At 71.1% G+C, this 19,260-nt stretch carries 19 protein-coding genes; 9 read left to right on the top strand and 10 right to left on the bottom strand.

The genetic code is table 11. The features are described from left to right. The first annotated feature begins 43 nt into the window (after positions 1-43). Positions 44-922 carry a RecB family exonuclease gene (locus ACYQ77_RS13565; RefSeq protein WP_459710953.1) on the top strand — a complete coding sequence of 293 codons (879 nt, stop codon included), beginning with the start codon at positions 44-46 and terminating at the stop codon, positions 920-922. Further along, positions 923-1,690, top strand: a complete 768-nt coding sequence (locus tag ACYQ77_RS13570; protein WP_459710955.1) for a thioesterase family protein — start codon at positions 923-925, stop codon at positions 1,688-1,690. Positions 1,691-1,755: 65 nt separating this feature from the next. Here the strand turns inward: ACYQ77_RS13570 and hisG are convergent, their stop codons facing one another. From hisG to ACYQ77_RS13585, 3 genes are read right to left on the bottom strand one after another with little or no spacing between them, the layout of a single operon-like run. After that, the gene (hisG, locus tag ACYQ77_RS13575) at positions 1,756-2,601 is read right to left on the bottom strand and encodes an ATP phosphoribosyltransferase (protein ID WP_459710957.1); all 846 of its coding nucleotides are present in this window, start codon (positions 2,599-2,601) and stop codon (positions 1,756-1,758) included. 11 nt (positions 2,602-2,612) lie between these two features. Continuing rightward, on the bottom strand, positions 2,613-2,876 hold the full coding sequence (locus tag ACYQ77_RS13580) for a phosphoribosyl-ATP diphosphatase (RefSeq protein WP_184809902.1): 264 nt from the start codon (positions 2,874-2,876) through the stop codon (positions 2,613-2,615). Positions 2,877-2,915: 39 nt separating this feature from the next. Then, the gene (locus tag ACYQ77_RS13585; RefSeq protein ID WP_459710959.1) at positions 2,916-3,608 is read right to left on the bottom strand and encodes an HAD family hydrolase; all 693 of its coding nucleotides are present in this window, start codon (positions 3,606-3,608) and stop codon (positions 2,916-2,918) included. Between the two features lie 52 nt (positions 3,609-3,660). Between ACYQ77_RS13585 and ACYQ77_RS13590 the strand changes: the two genes are divergently transcribed. Both ACYQ77_RS13590 and ACYQ77_RS13595 read left to right on the top strand, forming a co-directional pair. Beyond that, positions 3,661-4,560, top strand: a complete 900-nt coding sequence (locus ACYQ77_RS13590; protein WP_459710961.1) for a PAC2 family protein — start codon at positions 3,661-3,663, stop codon at positions 4,558-4,560. A 10-nt stretch (positions 4,561-4,570) separates the two neighbouring features. Further along, positions 4,571-5,710: an MFS transporter gene (locus ACYQ77_RS13595; protein ID WP_459710963.1), complete on the top strand. Its 1,140-nt coding sequence runs from the start codon at positions 4,571-4,573 to the stop codon at positions 5,708-5,710. Positions 5,711-5,784: 74 nt separating this feature from the next. On the opposite strand, the gene mshC is transcribed toward ACYQ77_RS13595, so the two are convergent. Then, complete coding sequence (gene mshC, locus ACYQ77_RS13600) at positions 5,785-7,023, bottom strand: cysteine--1-D-myo-inosityl 2-amino-2-deoxy-alpha-D-glucopyranoside ligase (protein WP_459710965.1); 1,239 nt, start codon at positions 7,021-7,023, stop codon at positions 5,785-5,787. A 129-nt stretch (positions 7,024-7,152) separates the two neighbouring features. On the opposite strand from mshC, the gene ACYQ77_RS13605 reads away from it, so the two are divergent. Then, a complete protein-coding gene (locus ACYQ77_RS13605) occupies positions 7,153-8,328 on the top strand; it encodes a S8 family peptidase (RefSeq protein ID WP_459710968.1) in 1,176 nt (391 codons plus the stop codon). Positions 8,329-8,343: 15 nt separating this feature from the next. Next, complete coding sequence (locus tag ACYQ77_RS13610) at positions 8,344-8,583, top strand: hypothetical protein (protein ID WP_459710970.1); 240 nt, start codon at positions 8,344-8,346, stop codon at positions 8,581-8,583. Here ACYQ77_RS13610 and ACYQ77_RS13615 read toward each other — a convergent pair. Then, the gene (locus ACYQ77_RS13615) at positions 8,569-9,537 is read right to left on the bottom strand and encodes an aldo/keto reductase (protein ID WP_459710972.1); all 969 of its coding nucleotides are present in this window, start codon (positions 9,535-9,537) and stop codon (positions 8,569-8,571) included. The two genes, ACYQ77_RS13610 and ACYQ77_RS13615, sit on opposite strands and share 15 nt — an antisense overlap. 55 nt (positions 9,538-9,592) lie before the next feature. On the opposite strand from ACYQ77_RS13615, the gene ACYQ77_RS13620 reads away from it, so the two are divergent. Next, the gene (locus ACYQ77_RS13620; protein WP_459710974.1) at positions 9,593-10,243 is read left to right on the top strand and encodes a DUF427 domain-containing protein; all 651 of its coding nucleotides are present in this window, start codon (positions 9,593-9,595) and stop codon (positions 10,241-10,243) included. A gap of 37 nt (positions 10,244-10,280) precedes the next feature. On the opposite strand, the gene hrpA is transcribed toward ACYQ77_RS13620, so the two are convergent. Beyond that, complete coding sequence (hrpA, locus tag ACYQ77_RS13625) at positions 10,281-14,189, bottom strand: ATP-dependent RNA helicase HrpA (RefSeq protein ID WP_459710976.1); 3,909 nt, start codon at positions 14,187-14,189, stop codon at positions 10,281-10,283. An 86-nt stretch (positions 14,190-14,275) separates the two neighbouring features. Here hrpA and ACYQ77_RS13630 point away from each other — a divergent pair, with 86 nt between their 5' ends. Then, positions 14,276-14,653, top strand: a complete 378-nt coding sequence (locus ACYQ77_RS13630; RefSeq protein ID WP_459710977.1) for a PPOX class F420-dependent oxidoreductase — start codon at positions 14,276-14,278, stop codon at positions 14,651-14,653. 7 nt (positions 14,654-14,660) lie between these two features. Here ACYQ77_RS13630 and ACYQ77_RS13635 read toward each other — a convergent pair whose 3' ends face one another. After that, a complete protein-coding gene (locus ACYQ77_RS13635; protein ID WP_459710979.1) occupies positions 14,661-15,287 on the bottom strand; it encodes an L-threonylcarbamoyladenylate synthase in 627 nt (208 codons plus the stop codon). Positions 15,288-15,347: 60 nt separating this feature from the next. After that, on the bottom strand, positions 15,348-15,998 hold the full coding sequence (locus tag ACYQ77_RS13640; RefSeq protein WP_459710981.1) for a TetR/AcrR family transcriptional regulator: 651 nt from the start codon (positions 15,996-15,998) through the stop codon (positions 15,348-15,350). Between the two features lie 98 nt (positions 15,999-16,096). Between ACYQ77_RS13640 and groL the strand changes: the two genes are divergently transcribed. Then, entirely contained in the window at positions 16,097-17,713 is a 1,617-nt protein-coding gene (gene groL, locus ACYQ77_RS13645; protein WP_459710983.1) for a chaperonin GroEL, read from the top strand. Between the two features lie 402 nt (positions 17,714-18,115). Here the strand turns inward: groL and ACYQ77_RS13650 are convergent, their stop codons facing one another. Together ACYQ77_RS13650 and ACYQ77_RS13655 are read right to left on the bottom strand one after the other, a co-directional pair. Beyond that, on the bottom strand, positions 18,116-18,487 hold the full coding sequence (locus tag ACYQ77_RS13650; RefSeq protein WP_459710985.1) for a DUF3037 domain-containing protein: 372 nt from the start codon (positions 18,485-18,487) through the stop codon (positions 18,116-18,118). Then, positions 18,471-19,256, bottom strand: coding sequence for a HipA family kinase (locus tag ACYQ77_RS13655; protein WP_459710988.1), 786 nt, complete (start codon positions 19,254-19,256; stop codon positions 18,471-18,473). The genes ACYQ77_RS13650 and ACYQ77_RS13655 overlap by 17 nt, the downstream gene beginning before the upstream one ends. Positions 19,257-19,260: the final 4 nt, after the last annotated feature.

The raw sequence follows: 19,260 nt of genomic DNA on the forward strand, positions 1-19,260 counted from the left end.
CCCTTGCCCGGAATTGTCGGTGGTACCGCCTAGGGTCTTGGTCATGACGGAAACCCCTGCCGCGATCGTCGAGGAGGACGTGCCGCTGCCGCGCAGGCCCGCGTTGTCGCCGTCGCGGGCCGGTGACTTCAAGCAGTGCCCCCTGCTGTACCGGTTCCGGGCGGTGGACCGGCTGCCCGAGACGCCGTCGGTCGCCCAGGTGCGCGGGATCGTCGTGCACGCGGTGCTGGAGGAGCTGTTCGCGTTGCCGGCGGCCGAGCGGGTGCCCGACCGGGCGCACGCGCTGCTCGGCCCGGTGTGGGCGCGGCTGCGGGAGGAACGGCAGGAGCTGGCCGACCTGTTCCCCACCGAGGACAGCCAGGACCACTGGCTGGAGTCGGCGGCGCGGTTGATCGACGGGTACTTCACGCTGGAGGACCCGCGCCGCCTCGACCCGGAGGCACGCGAGCTGCTGGTGGAGACCGAGCTGCCGTCCGGGGTGCTGCTGCGCGGCTACATCGACCGGCTGGACGTCGCGCCGACCGGGGAGATCCGCGTCGTCGACTACAAGACCGGCACGGCGCCCCGCGAGATCGGCGAGGCCAAGGCGCTGTTCCAGATGAAGTTCTACGCGCTCGTGCTGTGGCGCCTGCGTGGCGTGGTGCCCAAGCAGCTGTGGCTGATGTACCTGGCCGACCGGCAGTCCCTGCGGTACACCCCGGACGAGGCGGAGCTGCTGCGCTTCGAGCGGACCCTCGACGCGGTGTGGCAGGCGATCCTGCGTGCGGGCAAGACCGGTGACTTCCGGCCGAACAAGAGCAGGCTGTGCGACTGGTGCTCACACCAGGCGCTGTGCCCGGAGTTCGGTGGCACGCCACCGGAGTACCCGGGCTGGCCGGAACCCGACGCGGGCGACGAATCCGTTGTGGACAGGGCGGACTGAATGTTCTACGAACCACTCGGCGACGACCGCTACCGGTCCACTGTGCACACCACGGGCCCGTGGTCGTCGCAGACCCAGCACCTCGGCCCGCCGTCGGCACTGCTGGTGCGCGCGATGGAGCGGCTGCCCTCGGCCGTGCCCATGACGATCGCGCGCGTGACGGTCGAGATCCTGGGCCCGGTCCCGGTGGCCGAGCTGTCGGTGACCGCGGCCGTGGACCGGCCGGGCCGGTCGGTGGAACTGCTGAGCGCGGAACTGTCGGCCGGCGGCCGCGTGGCGGTGCGGGCGAGGGCGTGGCGGATCGTCCGCTCGGACACGAGCGCGGTCGCGGCCACGATCGACGAGCCGTTGGCGCCGCCGTCGGCGGGCCGGGTGATGACCCGGCCGGAGGGCTGGCACCCCGGCTACCTGGACGTCATGGAGTGGCGCTCCCTGGCGGGGTCACTCGGCGAACCGGGCCCGGCGACGGTGTGGGCGCGGCAGCAGGTCCCGCTGGTGGGCGACGAGGAACCGTCGGGCCTGCAGCGCGTGCTGACGGTGGCCGACTCGGGCAACGGCGTGTCGAGCCTGCTGGACCCGAGGAAGTGGCTGTTCATCAACTCGGAGCTGACGGTGCACGTGTACCGCGAACCGGCAGGCGAGTGGATCGCGCTGGACGCGAAGACGGCCATCGGCCCGGACGGCTTCGGCACGGCGGTGTCGGTACTGCACGACCTGAGCGGTGCCGTGGGCCGCGGCGCGCAGGCACTGCTGATCCGACCGCAGTAGACGAACGCCGGGTCCACGCTTCAGCGCACTCAACGTCCCGAGGGCGTCGTCGAGGGCATCGGGTGTCAGAGGCGGCAGGAGCGGATGTCCGACGCCAGGACCGCCCGCGCGCCCAGCGCCGCGAGCTTGTCCATGACCGCGTTGGCTTCCTTCCTCGGCACCATCGCGCGGACGGCCACCCACTCGGGCGACGCGAGCGGCGCCACGGTCGGCGACTCCAGCCCGGGCGTCACCGTGATGGCCTCGTCGAGCAGGGACTTCGGGCAGTCGTAGTCCAGCATCATGTACTGCTGCGCGAACACCACACCCTGCAGGCGCCCCGCAAGCTGCTCCTTCGCGGCGGAGTCGGGGGCGTTCGTGCCGTGCACGAGGACGGCCTCCGACCTGCAGATCGGGTCGCCGAAGACGACCAGGTTGTGCTGGCGGAGGGTGCGGCCGGAGTCGACGACGTCGGCCACCGCGTCGGCGACGCCCAGCTGGACCGAGATCTCCACGGCCCCGTCGAGGCGGATGACGGTCGCGTCGATGCCGCGCACGGCCAGGTCCTGCTTGACCAGGTTCGGGTAGGACGTCGCGAGGCGCTTGCCCGCCAGGTCCTCGATCTTCCAGTCGGTGCCCGCGGGCGCGGCGTAGCGGAATGTCGACCCGCCGAAGCCGAGCGGCAGCCGCTCGGCGACCGGCGCCGCCGACTCCAGCGCCTGGTCGCGGCCGGTGATGCCGAGGTCCAGCTCACCGGAACCGACGTAGATCGGGATGTCCTTCGGCCGGAGGAAGAAGAACTCGACGTCGTTCGCGGGGTCGAGCACGGTCAGGTCGCGCTGGTCATGGCGTTTCCGGTAGCCCGCCTCGGCCAGCATCTCGGCGGCGGGCGCGGCCAGCGCACCCTTGTTCGGCACGGCAACCCGCAACATCGGCGAACTCCTCAGAGGTGGCGGTAGACGTCATCCAGGGTGAGGCCGCGCCCGAGCATCAGCACCTGCACGCGGTACAGCAGCTGGGACACCTCTTCGGCAAGGCGCTCGTCGGACTCGTGTTCGGCGGCGATCCACACCTCGCCCGCCTCTTCAAGCACCTTCTTGCCCTGCGCATGGACCCCCGCGTCGAGCGCGGCGACGGTGCCGGAGCCCTCGGGGCGGTTGACCGCCCGGTCGCGGAGTTCGGCGAACAGCTCGTCGAACGTCTTCACGACGATGATCCTGCCATCACCGGCCAACCCACTTTCGGGTCAGCCCACCAGGGCCGTGAGGTCGGCCACGGAAAGCCCCTCGAGCGACGTCCGGAACACGCGCCGCTCCCCCGGGTCCACGTCGACCTCGCACGGCACGACCAGCACCGTCGCGCCCGCGGCCACCGCGGACGAGACCCCGGTCGGCGAGTCCTCGATCGCGACGCACGCGGCCGGGTCGACGTCGAGCAGGCGGCACGCCTTGAGGTACGGCTCGGGCAGCGGCTTGTTCCTGCCGTCGACCTCGTCGCCGCAGACGGTGACGTCGAAGTTGTCCCGCCCGATCGTGTCGAGCGCGATCTCGACCAGGTCGCGCTCGGTGGACGTGACCAGCGCGATCCGCAACCCGGCCGCCCGCACGGTCGCCAGCGCCTCGGCCGCGCCGGGCCGCCAGGGCAGGTCGCCGCGGAACACCTCGGCCATGCGGCGGTCGATCCAGGCGGCGCTGTCGGCGACCTGCTCTGGCGACGGGTCGGGGATGCCGACCTCGGCGTACAGCAGCCGCAGGGTCACCATGACGTTGGTGCCGACCATCGCCTGCCGGGTCGCCGTGGACAGCCTGCCACCGAGTTTCTCGGTCAGCTCGTACAGCGGGATGTCCCAGAGCTTCTCTGAATCGAGAATGGTGCCGTCCAGGTCCCACAGGACGGCGGCCGGGACGTCGGGGGACCTCGGTTCGGTCTCGGCTGGCATGTCGACCAGCCTACGATCTCCGGGAGCGGCCCTCGGGTCGTAGGCTTGCCCGGTGACCGATCCGGACCAGCAGCCGACCGCACCCGACGTCCCAGCCGGCGAGCCGCTCGTCGAGCCAGTGATGATCTGTGCCTTCGAGGGGTGGAACGACGCGGGCGACGCGGCGACGGCTGCCATCGAACACCTGCAGCTGACCTGGGAGGCCACCGCGCTCTCCGAGATCGACCCGGACGACTACTACGACTTCCAGGTCACGCGCCCCACCGTCCGCATGGTCGACGGGGTGACGCGCCGGGTCGAGTGGCCGACCACCCGGCTGTCGGTGTGCCGTCCCCCCGGTGCGACCAGGGACGTCGTCCTCATGCACGGCATCGAGCCGAACATGCGGTGGCGCAAGTTCTGCGCCGAGCTGCTCGAGCAGATCGACGACCTGGGCATCAGCACGGTGATCACGCTCGGCGCGCTGCTCGCCGACACCCCGCACACCCGTCCGGTGCCCGTGACCGGCACCGCGTACGACGCGGCGTCGGCGGCCCGCTTCGGTCTGGAACGTTCCCGGTACGAGGGCCCGACCGGCATCGTCGGCGTGCTGCAGGACGCGTGCGTGCAGGCCGGGGTGCCCGCGATCTCGATCTGGGCCGCGGTGCCGCACTACGTGTCGCAGCCGCCGTCGCCGAAGGCCACGCTCGCGCTGCTGCACCGGGTCGAGGAGGTCCTCGACCTGGAGGTCCCGCTCGGCGACCTGCCGGACCAGGCCGAGGAGTGGCAGCGCACGGTCAGCGAGATGGCCGAGGAGGACGAGGACGTCCGCAACTACGTCCGCGCGCTCGAGGAACGCGGCGACGCCGACCTCGCGCTGAACGAGACGAGCGGCGACGCGATCGCCGCCGAGTTCGAGCGCTACCTGCGGAGGCGCAGGCCGGGACCGGGCCGGGGCCAGTCGGGCGTCTGACCGGGTGGGCTTGATCGACCGCGACCGGGTCGCCCGCGCGGGTCTGCACGCAGGCGGGTTCCTCGGACCGTTCGGCGGCGGCGTCACCGCCTCGATGCTGCCGGAGCTGGGCAGCGACTTCGGCGTCGCCACGTCGGTGGCCTCGGCCACCATCACGGCCTACCTGGTGCCGTTCGCCGCGTTCATGCTGTTCTCCGGCACGCTCGGCGCCCGCTGGGGCAGGCGGCGCAGTGTGCTGGGCGCGTACGTGGTGTCGTTCGCGGGTTCCGCGCTGTGCGTGGTGGCGACCGCGTACCCGCTGCTGCTCGCGGGCCGTGCCGTGCAGGGCATCGCGAACGCGTTCACCACTCCCCTGCTGCTGGCGACGCTCGCCGCGACCACGCCCCGCGACCGGCTGTCGCGCTCGCTCGGGTTGTTCGCGTCGCTGCAGGCGGCCGGGCAGACGAGCGGTCCGCTGGTCGGCGGGCTCGCCGCCGAGGCGACGTGGCGGCTGGCGTTCGTCGGTGTCGGGGTGGCGGCGGTGGTGCTGGCGCTGGTCGGCGTGCCGCACGAGGTGCGCGACGGCGCCGAGCCGGAGAAGGTCCGCCTGCGCTCCGCGTGGCGCCCGGAGGTGATGCGGGCCGCGGTGGTCGCGCTCGCGGGCTGGGGCTGTCTCGGCGGCCTGACGTTCCTGGTCGCGTACCGCACCGACGACGGCTTCGGCCTGACGTCCGGTCAGCGCGGGCTGCTGCTCACCGGGTTCGGGGTGGTCGGCATGCTCACGGCGGGGCTCGTTGGCCGGATCGTCGAACGCATCGGCGGCCGCAGGGGCGCGCTGATCGGCGCGATGGCGGGTGCGGTGCCGGTGGCCTTGATCGGCGTGGTGCCGTGGGTGGGCGCGGTCGGCGCGCTCTGGGCGCTCGGCGGCTTCTGCGCCCAGTTCATCCAGGTGGGTCTCAATACGCTCGTATTGACCAGCGAGCACAACCCGGCGGGCGCGGTGTCGGTCGTGCAGGCGTTCCGGTTCATCGGCGCGGCGTCCGCACCACTCGCGTTCACGCCGATCTACCACTCCTCGACGGTGCTCGGCTTCCTCGTCCCGGCCGTGCTGCTGGTCGTGACCGCACCGCTGGCACTGATGAGCCGGGGCTACGCCACGGTACGGCGTTGACGCGACCGGCCCACCTGACGATCGCGCGGTCTGAGCGGTGGCCCCGGTCAGACGGACCGGGGCCACCGCCACGCTCAGAGCAGGACGCCGAGCAGCGCGTCCACGGCGGTGCGCACCAGCGCGCCGCTGCCCGCGTCGGACCCGCCGGCCGACAGGGCCTCGTCGGCCCACGCGTCGACCGCCGCCAGCGCCGCCGGCGTGTCCAGGTCGTTCGCCAGGTGCGTCCGCAGCCGGTCGACCAGGTCCTCGGCGGGCGGCGCGGCGGCCAGCGACACCGCGGCACGCCAGCGCGCCAGCCGCTCCCGCGCCGACGACAGCACCTCGTCGGTCCACGGCCGGTCGAGGCGGTAGTGACCGGACAGCAGCCCGAGCCGGACGGCCATCGGGTCGACCTGGTCGGCGCGCAGGCGGGACACGAACACGAGGTTCCCGCGCGACTTGGACATCTTCTCGCCGTCCAGCCCGATCATCCCGGCGTGCGCGTAGTGCCGGGCGAACGGGTGCTCGCCGGTCAGCGCCTCCGCGTGCGCGGCGCTGAACTCGTGGTGCGGGAAGATCAGGTCCGACCCGCCGCCCTGCACGTCGAAGCCCATGCCGAGCCGGTTCAGCGCGATGACGCTGCACTCGACGTGCCAGCCGGGCCGCCCGGGCCCCAGCTCGCTCTCCCAGCTCGGCTCCCCCGGCCGCGCGGCACGCCACAGCAGCGCGTCGAGCGGGTGCCGCTTGCCGGGGCGGTCGGGGTCGCCGCCGCGCTCGGCGAAGAAGGTGGCCATCTGCTCCGGCGAGTAGTTCGACACCGCGCCGAACCGGCCGGACGCCAGGTGCGAGTAGTAGATGTCGGGGTACTCGGCGTCGTCGACCCGGTAGGCGACGCCCGCGGCGAGCAGCTTGCCGACCGTCTCCACGATCTCCGGGATCGACTCCACCGCGCCGATGTAGTCCCGCGGCGGCAGTACCCGCAGCGCCGTCATGTCCTCGCGGAACAGGGCCGTCTCCCGCATCGCCAGCACGACCCAGTCGTCCTGGTCGCGCTCGGCGCGCTCCAGCAGCGGGTCGTCCACGTCGGTGACGTTCTGCACGTAGTGCACCTCGTGGCCGTTGTCGAGCCACTGCCGGTGCACCAGGTCGAACGCCAGGTAGGTCGCCGCGTGCCCGAGGTGGGTGGCGTCGTACGGGGTGATGCCGCAGACGTACATGGTCGCGGTCGGACCGGGTGCCGTCGGACGGATCTCGCCCGCCGCGGTGTCGTACAGCCGCAGCGGACGGGGGGTGCCGGGAACGCGGGGCACCGGGGTGGATGGCCAGCTCTGCATGCTTTCGACGATAAACGTCCCGCCTGGAAGCGGGTCCGACGGACGGATCATGTGACGCCCGTTACACCACGTCATCGGCGTGCGACTACCTAGTACGCGAGCCGAGCGAACGAGAAGAAGGTGGCGGCCATGACGACGGCTGCAGACGGGACGACGGGACGGTACCTCGTCCTGCTGGAGGACGACTGGACCGGCGCGACGAGCGAGCTGAACCGGGTGGCCGGCATCCGCACCGCGGACACGGCCGACGGCGAACCCTCCGCGCTCTGGGAGGCCGACGGTCTCCTGATGAGCGAGCTGGGCGTGGCACTGGTCAACGCCGACGACGAGCAGGTCACGGCGCTGGCGCGGGCGGCGGACGAGCCGGGCCCGATCGCGTTGATCGAGCCGGAGCGCTACGTGCGGGCCATCGAACCCTCCGCGCCCGCGGCCGACACGGAGGCGCCCACGGTCGACGAGACGCTGTTCACCTGGGGGCTGCAGGCCACCGGCGCGCCGAACAGCACCGCGACCGGCGAGGGCATCAAGCTGGCGGTCCTGGACACCGGCTTCGACCTGACGCACCCGGACTTCGCCGACCGGACCGTGGTGTCGGCGTCGTTCGTCCAGAACGAGGAGGTGCAGGACGGCCACGGGCACGGCACGCACTGCATCGGCACCTCGTGCGGACCGCGCGAGCTCGACAGCGGCCCCGGCTACGGGGTGGCGTACAAGGCGGACATCTACGCGGGCAAGGTGCTGAGCAACCAGGGCTCCGGCGCGGACGGCGGCATCCTGTCCGGCATCGACTGGGCGATCACCAACGGGTGCGCCGTCGTGTCGATGTCGCTCGGCGCGCCGACCCAGCCGGGTCAGGCGTACTCCCGCACCTACGAGCGCGTCGCGACACGCGCCCTGGAGAAGGGCACGCTGATCATCGCGGCGGCGGGCAACGAGAGCGACCGGCGGGCGGGCCGGATCAACCCCGTCGGGCACCCGGCGAACTGCCCGTCGATCATGGCGGTCAGCGCGATCGACGTGGCGCGGACGATGGCGTGGTTCTCGTGCGGGACGGTGGACGCGATCGGCGCGGTCGACCTGACCGGCCCCGGGGTCGACGTCCACTCCAGCTGGCCGCAGCCGCTGCGGTACAAGCGGATCTCCGGCACCAGCATGGCGACCCCGCACGCGGCGGGTGTCGCGGCGCTCATCGCGCAGGCGACCGGGGCGCGTGGACTGGAGCTGTGGGCTCGGCTGTCGCAGCTCGCCAGACGGCTTCCTTTGCCGGGCACCGACGTTGGGGCAGGATTGGTGCAAGCGCCCTGACATCGAGGAGGCCTGGTGGCGGACGAGCAGGTGGTCATCTCGGTGGCCGACGACCAGGTCGACGACATGTCCACAGTGGTGGACGCACTGCGGGCCGCGGGCCTGCGGGTGAGTGAGGTGCTCGACAGCGCCGGCGTCGTCACCGGCACGGTCGACGGGGAGGCGCTGGCCTCCTTGTCGACCGTGCCCGGTGTGGTCGACGTGGAACGGTCGCGTGTGTACCAGGTCCCGCCGCCCGACTCACCCGTGCAGTAGCCGCGCGATCTCGGTCATCTGCTCCGGCCGCAGCGGGCCGTGGGCGAGCGCGCCCGCGTTGTCCGCCGCCTGGGTGACGTTGCGGAAACCCGGGATCGGGATGGTCCGTTCGCTGCGTGCCCACAGCCAGGCCAGCGCGCCCTGCGCCAGCGTGCGGCCGTCGCTGGTGAGGATGTCGCGCAGGCTGTCCACGGTGGCCGCCCACTCGGCGGCCGGCACCCCGTCGGTGAAGAACCGCAGCCACTCGGGCGCGGCCGAGCGGATGTCCGCGCCGGTCGCGGGCCTGCTGCTGTCCCGGCGGCCGAGCAGCCCCATGGCGAGCGGGGTGCGGTTGACGCTCGCGAGGTCGTGCCGCGCGCACAGGTCGAGGATCTCGGGGGCGTCGTGCAGCACGCTGCACTCGTGCTGGACGGCGACGTACCCGGGCCTGCCCGCCCACGCGGCGGCGCGCTCGGGGTCGTCGGTGCTCCACGCGAACCCGCGGATGAGCCCCTCCTTCACCATCTCCTCCGCCGCGTCGGCGAGCGCCTCGGCGTCGGCGACCGACGGTGCCGTGTGGAGCTGGTAGAGGTCGAGGTAGTCGGTGCCGAGGCGGGTCAGGGTGGCCCGGATGGCGGTACGCATGTATTCCACGGAGTTGTCGGCGCCGGTCAGCACCTTCGTGTCCTCGTCGAACACGTTCCCCCACTTGCTGGCGACGACCACCTCGTCGCGGTGCTTGCCGAGCGCCCGCCCGAGCACCCGCTCGCTGCGGCCCGCGCCGTAGACGTCGGCGGTGTCGAAGAACGTGACACCGAGGTCCAGCGCCTTGTGGACGGCGGCGATCGACTCGTCGTCGTCGACCTCGCCCCAGCCGAGTGGTTTGCCTTCCGTGTCGGAGAACGGGCCGCCGATGGCCCAGCACCCGAAGCCCAGCGCGCTGACCTGGCGATCTCCCAGTCGTCGTGTGTTCATGTCTGCCCATCGTGGTACGTGGAGCGCGCTCCAGGTCCAGAGTAATTTTGGCGGCATGCGCTCAGAGGTGAGCCCGAAACGGGTCCGGGTGTACGCGGGTGGGCAGTTGGTCGCGGACAGCAAGTCACCCGTATTGGTGTGGGAGGTCCCCTACTACCCGACGTACTACCTGCCGTCGGCGGACGTGCTGGCGACCATCACGCCGTCCGGTGACGTGGTGGCGGGCGACGTCACGGTGCCGGGCGCCGCCCGCCGCGACGGCGACCTGGTGCGGCTCGAGTTCTCCGCCATGGACGAGTGGCTGGAGGAGGACGAGCCGATCTACGTGCACCCGCGCGACCCGTACAAGCGGGTGGACATCCTCGCCAGCTCGCGGCACGTGGAGGTGCGGATCGACGGGGAGACGGTCGCGTCGTCGCGGCAGCCGAGGATCCTGTTCGAGACCTCCCTGCCGCCGCGCTACTACCTGCCGCTGTCGGACGTCCGCATGGACCTGCTGCGCCCGTCGACGACCACGACGTCCTGCCCGTACAAGGGCACGGCGTACTACTGGAGCGTCGGCGACCACGAGGACGTCGTGTGGATCTACCGCACGCCGCTGCCGGAGAGCCAGAAGATCGCCGGGCTGGCGTGCTTCTACAACGAGAAGGTGGACCTGATCATCGACGGCGAGCCGCAGGAGCGCCCGCGTACCCCGTTCAGCTGACGCGAGCTCGTCCACCTCGCGGCGGCACAGCTGCGCGTCAGTAGCCCAGTGCCTCGTCGATGGCCCGGTAGATGCGTTTCTCCGAGACCGGGTACGCGGTCTTGAGCGTCTGCGCGAAGTAGCTGATCCGCAGTTCCTCGATCATCCAGCGGACCTCGCGCAGCTTGGGGTCGTCCGGGCCCAGCTGGTCCTTCGCCTCCTCGTAGGCCTCCCACACGCCCTGCACCGCGTACGCCCAGTCGGCGTCACGGGCGGGTCGCTCGGGGAGCTTGTCGATGCGGCGGAGGATGCCGGTGAGGTACCGCTCCACGTCGGACAGGTGGCGGTACCCGGTGGCGGTCACGAAGCCGTCGAACACCAGGGCGTCGCGCTGGGCGCGCATGTCCGCCACCGACTCGGCGAACACCTTTCCGGTCATCCTGGACAGGGCCGCGTCCAGCGTCGCGTCGACCGCCAGCGCGCCGCGGGTCTTGCCCAGCACGTCGTACAGGACGTCGTGCAGGTCCGCCCGCACCGTGTCGCACAACGCCCGGAACGCGTCCGCCGTCCACACCGGACCACCGGCCGCGGCGATCAGGTGGTCGGCCGCGCAGTTCAGGCAGTCCGCCAGCAGGCCCGGCACGCTGCCGTGCGGGTTCGCCGACAGGGCCAGCTTCGTCGCGTTGTCCAGCCTGCGCACGACCTGTTTCACCGGGTTCGGCACGGTCAGCAGGACGAGTTTGCGGGTGCCGCGCCACATGGCGGCGGCCTGCTCACGCTGGTTGTCGAACAGCCGTATGGCCACCGACGCGCCCTCGTCCACGAGTGCCGGGTACGCCGTCACCTGCTGGCCGGCGCGCCGCAGTGACACACTGCGGGGCAACTCGTCGAAGTCCCAGGACGTCAGGCCCGACCTGGTGATGCCCTCCGCACCGGTCGCCAGCGACTCACGCACCCGGTCGGCCAGCTCCCGTTGCAGCGCGCCGAGGTCCTTGCCCTGGATGATCGGGGTGCCGTCGGACTCCTCGACCACCTGGAACGTCGTCTTCAGGTGCTGCGGCACCTGGTCGAGCTGCCACGCGTCCGGCGGCACGACGACGCCGGTCAGCTCACGCAGCACGGCGCCGACGTCGTCGACCGTGGGTTCGGGGCCCAGCCGGTCCAGGACCGCGGCCACGTAGTCCGGCACCGGCACGAAGTTGCGGCGCAGCGGTTTGGGCAGCGACCGGATCAACGCGGTCACCAGCTCGGTGCGCATGCCGGGCACCTGCCACGGCAACCCGTCGGCACTCACCCGGTTCAGCAGCGGCAGCGGCACCCGCACGGTCACGCCGTCGGTCGCCTCGCCGGGCTCGAACCGGTAGGTCAGCGGCAGCCGGACGCCGCCTGACCGCACGGCGTCGGGGAAGTCCTCCGGACTGACGCCGACGTCCGGGTTCACCAGCAGGTCGCGGGTGAACGTCAGCAGGTCCGGCTGCTTCTCCCGCGTCTTCTTCCACCACGTGTCGAAGTGCCGCCCGGACACGACGTCCTGGCCGACCCGCTCGTCGTAGAACGCGAACAGCGTCTCCTCGTCGACCACGATGTCGCGGCGCCGCGCCTTGTGCTCCAGCTCCTCGACCTCGCTGAGCAGCGCCGCGTTCTGCTTGAGGAACCTGTGCCTGCTCTCCCACTCCCCCTGCACGAGCGCGTGCCGGATGAACAGCTCGCGCGCCACCGGCGGGTCGATCCGGCCGTAGTTCACCGGGCGGTCGACGACGATCGGCACGCCGAACAACGTGACCCGCTCGGACGCCATCACCGCGCCGCGCTTCTTCTCCCACCGCGGTTCGCTGTAGTTGCGGCGCACGAGGTGCCCGGCGAGCGGCTCGATCCACTCCGGTTCGATCTTGGCGACGATCCGGCCCCACAGCCTGGTCGTCTCGACCAGTTCCGCGGCCATGATCCAGCGCGGCTGCTTCTTGAACAGCGCCGAGCCGGGGAAGATGCCGAACCGGGCGTTGCGGGCGCCCAGGTAGTCGTGTTTGGACTCCTTCACGTCCTTGAGGCCGATGTGCGACAGCAGCCCCGAGAGCAGCGACATGTGCACCTGCTTGGCGGGGGCAGGCGACTCGTTGGGCGTGACGTCGAGGCTCTTCGCCATCTGCTTGAGCTGGCCGGCCACGTCCTGCCACTCGCGCACGCGCAGGTAGTTCAGGTACTCGGCGCGGCACAGCCTGCGGAACCGGTTGCCGGACATGTCGCGCTTCTGCTCGGTCAGGTAGTCCCAGAGCTTGAGGTAGGACATGAAGTCCGACTCCGGGTCCCGGAACCGGGCGTGCATCTGGTCGGCCTGCGCCTGCTTGTCCGCGGGCCGTTCGCGGGGGTCCTGGATGGACAGCGCGGCGGCGATGATCGTGACCTCGGTGACGCAGCCGTTCTTGTCCGCCTCGATGACCATGCGGGCGAGCCGCGGGTCGACCGGCAGGCGGGACAGCTTGCGCCCCAACGGGGTCAGCCGTGGCGTGGTGTCCTTCGTGGACGTCTCCAGCGCGCCGAGCTCGTGCAGCAGGTTCATGCCGTCGGTGATGTGGCGGCGGTCCGGCGGCTCGACGAACGGGAACTCGGCGATGTCACCGAGGTCGGCGGCGGCCATCTGCAGGATGACCGACGCGAGGTTGGTCCGCAGGATCTCCGGGTCGGTGAACTCGGGCCGCGCGTCGAAGTCGTCCTCGGCGTAGAGGCGGACGCAGATGCCGTCGGAGGTGCGGCCGCAGCGGCCCTTGCGCTGGTTGGCGGACGCCTGCGAGATCTTCTCGATCGGCAGCCGCTGGACCTTCAACCGGTTGCTGTACCGGGAGATCCGCGCGAAGCCGGGGTCGATGACGTACTTGATGCCGGGCACGGTCAGTGAGGTTTCCGCCACGTTCGTGGCCAGCACGACGCGGCGCCCGCGATGTCGCTGGAACACCCTGCGTTGTTCGCCCGCGGACAGCCGCGCGTACAGCGGGAGGATCTCCAGCCCGGGTTTGTCCAGCGCGACCAGCGCGTCCGTGGTGTCGCGGATCTCCCGCTCGCCGGAGAGGAACACGAGGATGTCGCCAGGTCCCTCGCCGGACAGCTCGTCGACCGCGTCGAGGATCGCCTGGGTCTGGTCACGCTCCGGGTCGGCGTCCGGGTCGTCCGGGTCGACGATCGGGCGATAGCGGACCTCGACCGGGTAGGTCCGGCCGGACACCTCGACGATCGGCGCGGGTCCGTCGCCGGTGTCGAAGTGCCTGGCGAACCGCTCCGGGTCGATGGTCGCCGAGGTGATGATCACCTTGAGGTCGGGGCGGCGCGGCAGCAGGCGCTTGAGGTAGCCGAGGATGAAGTCGATGTTGAGGCTGCGTTCGTGGGCCTCGTCGATGATCAGCGTGTCGTACTGGCGCAGCATCCGGTCGGACTGCAGCTCGGCGAGCAGGATGCCGTCGGTCATCAGCTTGACGTAGGTCTTGTCGCTGACCTGGTCGGTGAACCGGACCTTCCAGCCGACGGCGTCGCCCAGCGGCACGTCCAGCTCGTCGGAGATCCGTTCGGCGACGGTCCGCGCGGCGATGCGGCGCGGCTGCGTGTGGCCGATCAGCCCGCGCACGCCCCGGCCCAGCTCGAGGCAGATCTTCGGCAGCTGCGTGGTCTTGCCCGAGCCGGTCTCGCCGGCCACGATCACGACCTGGTTCTCCGCGATGGCCGTGCGGATCTCGTCCCGTCGCTGGCTGATGGGCAGCTCGTCGGGGAAGGTGATCTTCGGCACGGACGCGGCACGGGCCGCCACTCGGCGCGTGGCCTTGTCGATCTCCTCTTCGATCTCCGTGATCCTGGCGTCCCGCACGTGGGGCTGCTTGATCTTCCCGAGGCTGTCGATGCGGCGGCGCAGGCGCCGCTCGTCCCGGATCATCAGGTCGGACAGGCGCGCACGCAGGTCGTGGGTGCGGGTGGGCGTACTCATCTCGTCTCCGAGCCTAACTGCGTGTACCAGCGGGTTATTTCCCCGCCGCCGGGAATAGCCGCGTGACGTGGCCGGTTGGTGGCGGTATGACCAAGAAGTTGAGCCCTCAAGAACTTGAGCTGCTGAGCGAGCCGCAGATCGCGACCGTCGCGACGGTGATGGCCGATGGCTCACCGCAGCTGACACCGGTCTGGATCGACACCGACGGCGAGGCGATCCTGTTCAACACCGCGAAGGGGCGTGTGAAGCACCGCAACCTGCTCCGCAACCCGAAGGTCGCCGTGACCGTGGTCGACAAGAACGACTTCTACCGTCTCGTCTCCGTCCGCGGCACCGCCGAGATCGTCGAGCACGGCGCCGACGAGCACATCGACAAGCTCGCGAAGAAGTACCTCGGCGCCGACAGCTACCCGTGGCGCAAGGAGGGCGAGCAGCGGGTGATCGTCCGCGTCGTCCCGGACTGAGCCCGGCTCACGCCAGGCCGAACCGCGCCAGGTCGCCTGCCCCTTCGCGGATGACCTCGGCCTCGTCGTCGGAGAAGTCGATCACCGTGGTCGGCTCGGTACCGCACTCCCCCGAGTCGATCACGGCGTCGACGACGTGGTCGAGCGCCTCCTTGATCTCCCAGCCCTGGGTCATGGGCTCTTCTTCGCCGGGCATCAGCAGCGTGCTGGAGAGCAGCGGCTCCCCCAGCTCGGCGAGGATCGCCTGGGCCACCACGTGGTCCGGGATCCGCACGCCGACGGTCTTCTTCTTGGCGTGCATCAGCCTGCGCGGCACTTCCTTCGTCGCGGGCAGGATGAACGTGTACGGCCCCGGCGTGGACGCCTTCACCGCGCGGAACACCGTGTTGCTGAGGTAGACGAACTGCCCCAGCTGCGCGAAGTCGTGGCACACCAGCGTGAAGTGGTGCCGGTCGTCGAGGTGCCTGATCGCGCGGATCCGCTCCAGCCCCTCCTTGTTGCCGAGCTGGCAGCCCAGCGCGAAGCAGGAGTCGGTCGGGTAGGCGATCAGCCCACCGGACCGCACGAGGTCGACGATCTGGCCCACCGATCGCCGCTGCGGGTTCTCCGGATGCACGTCGAAGTACTTCGCCACCCACGCGAGCTTAGGGCGATCACCGTTCCGCACACCTGTTCACACGCCGCGCGACCGCCGTCACCCCTTCCTCGCCGCCTCCTCCGCGGCCCGCAGGGCGGGCGCCACCCCGGCGAGCGCCTCCCGCAGCAGGTCAGGCAGGGGCCGGCCGGACACCACGACGACCAGGCCCTTGGCCGCGGCCTCCGGGTTCTCACTCGGCTGCACCCAGGACTCGATCGCGACACGGGCCGCGGCGGACACCGCGGACGCGAGCACGGCGGGTAAGAGCCGGTCGTCGGTGTCTAATCGCTCGGCGATCGCCGCGGCCAGCGGATCGCTGAGACCCGTCACCGCCTCGACGTACTCCGCCCGCAGCCGTGGCGCCGTGGTGACCAGCCTCAGCATGTCCCCCTCCGGGGGGTTCGCGTACTGGCCGACCACCGCCTCGATGACGCTGTCGGCGAGCGGCTCCTCCTCCGGCCCCATGCGGACCGCCTCCGCGGCCTCCACCGCGCGCGAGGCCATGATCGCCCAGACGATGGCCTGCTCGACGCTGGAGAAGTAGTTGTTGTAGGTGCGGGGCGAGACGTTCGCGGCACCCGCGACCTCCTGCACCCGCACGTTGGACATGCCCTTCTCCATCGCCAGCCGCAGCGCGGCCTTGCTCAGGGCCTCACGGGTGGCCGCCTTCTTGCGTTCGCGCAGCCCGCCGGTCTCGTTCGACGTCATGGCGCCAGCATAGCAGTTAATATGCGTGTGCGCATTATTGCGCGTACGCAGTTTTGCTGTACCGTGGTCGCACAGGCAACCCGAAAGGACACCCGGCCATGGCCAAGATGATCGCGTTCGACGAGAACGCCCGCCGCAGTCTCGAACGTGGCATGAACGCACTCGCGGACGTGGTGAAGGTGACGCTCGGCCCGCGCGGCCGCAACGTCGTGCTCGAGAAGAAGTGGGGCCCGCCCACCATCACCAACGACGGCGTCTCCATCGCCAAGGAGATCGAGCCGGCCGATCCCTGGGAGAAGATCGGCGCGGAGCTGGTCAAGGAGGTCGCGAAGAAGACCGACGACGTCGCGGGTGACGGCACCACCACCGCCACCGTGCTCGCCCAGGCGCTGGTCCGCGAGGGCCTGCGCAACGTGGCCGCCGGCGCGAACCCCATGGCGCTCAAGCGCGGCATCGAGAAGGCGGCGGAGGCGGTGTCGGCGGAACTGCTCAGGACCGCGCGACCGGTCAGCACCAAGGACCAGATCACGGCGACCGCGTCGATCTCCGCCGCGGACGCCACGATCGGCGAGCTGATCGCAGAGGCCATGGACAAGGTCGGCAAGGAAGGCGTCATCACCGTCGAGGAGTCGCAGAGCCTCGGGCTGGAACTGGAACTGACCGAGGGCATGCGCTTCGACAAGGGTTTCGTCGCTCCGCACTTCGTCACCGACACCGACCGGATGGCGGCCGTGCTCGAGGATCCGTACGTGCTGCTGACCACGGCCAGGATCGCGTCGGCAAAGGATCTGCTGCCGTTGCTCGAAAAGGTGATGCGGTCCGGGAAGCCGCTGGCGGTGATCGCGGATGACGTCGAGGGCGAGGCGCTGGCGACCCTGATCGTGAACAAGCTGAAAGGCACGTTCGCCTCGGTCGCCGTGAAGGCCCCGGGCTTCGGCGACCGCCGCAAGGCCATGCTGCAGGACATGGCGGTCCTCACCGGCGGGCAGGTCGTCTCCGAGGACCTGGGCCTCAAGCTGGAGAACGCCGACATCTCGCTGCTGGGCCGCGCCCGCAAGGTCGTCGTGACCAAGGACGAGACCACGATCGTCGAGGGTGCCGGCGACGCGGCCCAGATCCAGGGCCGCGTCAACCAACTCCGCGCCGAGATCGAACGCAGCGACTCGGACTACGACCGGGAGAAACTCCAGGAGCGCCTGGCAAAACTCGCGGGCGGGGTGGCCGTGATCAAGGCGGGCGCGGCGACCGAGGTGGAACTCACCGAACGCACACACCGCATCGAGGACGCGGTCCGCAACGCGAAGGCCGCCGTGGACGAAGGCATCGTGGCGGGCGGCGGCGTGGCACTGCTGCAAGCGGGAGAGGCCGCGCTGGCACACCTCGACCTGTCCGGCGACGAGGCAACCGGCGCGCAGATCGTGCGGGTCGCCCTGTCCGCACCGCTCAGGCAGATCGCCGTCAACGCAGGCCTGGAAGGCGGCGTCGTGGTGGAGAAGGTACGCGGCCTCACCCCGGGCACCGGCCTGGACGCCGCGACGGGCGAATACCGCGACCTGATCGACGCGGGCATCATCGACCCGGCCAAGGTCACCCGCTCGGCGTTACGCAACGCCGCGTCCATCGCCGCGCTGTTCCTCACCACCGAGGCCGTGGTCGCGGACAAGCCAGAAGACCCACAACCCCCGGCACAGGAGGCGAACAACATGGACTTCTGACCCCGGTCCGGTCGCGGCCTCGTGGTGCCGTCCGTGCTTTCCCGCCACGACCAGGTCCGCCCGACCGTCGGCGAGCGCCGCGGCAGCGCGATGCGATCCGTCACCCGCACCGGGAACCCGACACGCCACTCGCTCGGCGCGCGCGAACCTCTCGCTGTCCGACCCGATCGGCACCGGTCGCGACCACGCAGACGGAACGTCGGGCCCGTGGAGACGCGGCCGGCACCGTGGAGACGCTGCCGGCACCGTGCGGTGGCTGCCCGCTATGGGACCTACCGCTGCGGACCTGCCGGTCGATCAAGGTCACCACGGGCGAGGGACAGTTCCTCGGCAGTGCCTGTCGGAGTGCCGGCACGGCTCACCTGGGGGCGATTCCCGTGCGAGCACACACCTCGCGCGGCCTCACAGGTGGACCTGTGTGCTCAGCAGGCGGTCGAGCTCCGCGGCGGGGTCCTCCGTCAGGCCGGTGTGTGCGGGTGAGGTCTGCAGGATCGTGCTGCGCGGTGCCGTCAGCCAGCGGAAGCGCTGTCCGACGCTGCTGGCCGCCATCGGGCCGGTGCCCTCGCAGGCCTGGCACATCGAGACCAGGGCGGCGTCCAGCGTCTCCAGGTCGAGGTCCGGGTCCAGGGCCCGCAGGCGATCGCGGTCGACGGCGACCGCGCAACGCAGGAAACGGAGGGGTGCGCAGTAGACGATCGCGCCGACGTTCATGAACTCGCCGCGGTCCGGGCGGGGCACGGCACGTACGAGGACGTACTCAAACACGTGCGGCACGGGTCTCCTCCAGTGCGGCGACCCAGTTGGGTGCGTCGGCGAGGCGCGCCGCGAAGTATGCCGCATACGCCTCGCGGACCTCAGCCGGTGAGCCGAACTCGGGGTCCAGCCAGGCGTCCGGCACCAGCTCCAGGACCTCGCGCACCAGCTCGGGGGTGACCTGTGGCCGCAGCTCGGCGTCGGCTTCGGCGATCGAGCCGGCCACCGGCATCATCACGTGGTCGGCGGCGTCGTAGCGGTACGTCGGCGCCGGCTGCCAGCCCGGCAGCCAGCGGTGGTGGAAGATCAACGACGCGCCGTGGTCGATCAGCCAGATCTGGCGGTGCCACAGCAGCATGTTGGGGTTGCGCCAGCTGCGGTCGACGTTGAGCACCAGCGTGTCCAGCCACAGCAGGCGCGCGGCGAGGTCGCTGCCGGGGTCGCGGACGCGTGGGTTGAAGTCGAACGAGCCGGGCAGGTAGTCGACGCCCAGGTTCTGGCCCGCGCTCGCGCGCAGCAGGTCCTGGATCTCCTCGTCCGGCTCCGCGCGGGACAGCTCCGGGTCCAGGTCCACCAGCACCAGCTCCGGCACCCGGAAACCGAGCCTGCGCGCCAGCTCGCCGACGACGATCTCCGCGGTCAGCGCCTTGAGACCCTGACCGGCGCCGCGGAACTTGAGCACGTACATGCCGAGGTCGTCCGCTTCGACGAGACCGGGGAGCGACCCGCCCTCCCGGAACGGCGTCACGTAGCGGGTCGCCGCCACGGTACGCAGACTTCGCTGATCCACATTC

This window comes from Actinophytocola sp. KF-1, from assembly GCF_054661535.1.

What these genes read in the sequence shown, in the direction of transcription:
- ACYQ77_RS13565 (WP_459710953.1), top strand. Translation starts at nt 44, where the DNA reads ATGACGGAAACCCCTGCCGCGATCGTCGAGGAGGACGTGCCGCTGCCG.
- ACYQ77_RS13570 (WP_459710955.1), top strand. Translation starts at nt 923, where the DNA reads ATGTTCTACGAACCACTCGGCGACGACCGCTACCGGTCCACTGTGCAC.
- hisG (WP_459710957.1), bottom strand. Translation starts at nt 2,601, where the DNA reads ATGTTGCGGGTTGCCGTGCCGAACAAGGGTGCGCTGGCCGCGCCCGCC.
- ACYQ77_RS13585 (WP_459710959.1), bottom strand. Translation starts at nt 3,608, where the DNA reads ATGCCAGCCGAGACCGAACCGAGGTCCCCCGACGTCCCGGCCGCCGTC.
- mshC (WP_459710965.1), bottom strand. Translation starts at nt 7,023, where the DNA reads ATGCAGAGCTGGCCATCCACCCCGGTGCCCCGCGTTCCCGGCACCCCC.
- ACYQ77_RS13605 (WP_459710968.1), top strand. Translation starts at nt 7,153, where the DNA reads ATGACGACGGCTGCAGACGGGACGACGGGACGGTACCTCGTCCTGCTG.
- ACYQ77_RS13615 (WP_459710972.1), bottom strand. Translation starts at nt 9,537, where the DNA reads ATGAACACACGACGACTGGGAGATCGCCAGGTCAGCGCGCTGGGCTTC.
- ACYQ77_RS13620 (WP_459710974.1), top strand. Translation starts at nt 9,593, where the DNA reads ATGCGCTCAGAGGTGAGCCCGAAACGGGTCCGGGTGTACGCGGGTGGG.
- hrpA (WP_459710976.1), bottom strand. Translation starts at nt 14,189, where the DNA reads ATGAGTACGCCCACCCGCACCCACGACCTGCGTGCGCGCCTGTCCGAC.
- ACYQ77_RS13630 (WP_459710977.1), top strand. Translation starts at nt 14,276, where the DNA reads ATGACCAAGAAGTTGAGCCCTCAAGAACTTGAGCTGCTGAGCGAGCCG.
- ACYQ77_RS13640 (WP_459710981.1), bottom strand. Translation starts at nt 15,998, where the DNA reads ATGACGTCGAACGAGACCGGCGGGCTGCGCGAACGCAAGAAGGCGGCC.
- groL (WP_459710983.1), top strand. Translation starts at nt 16,097, where the DNA reads ATGGCCAAGATGATCGCGTTCGACGAGAACGCCCGCCGCAGTCTCGAA.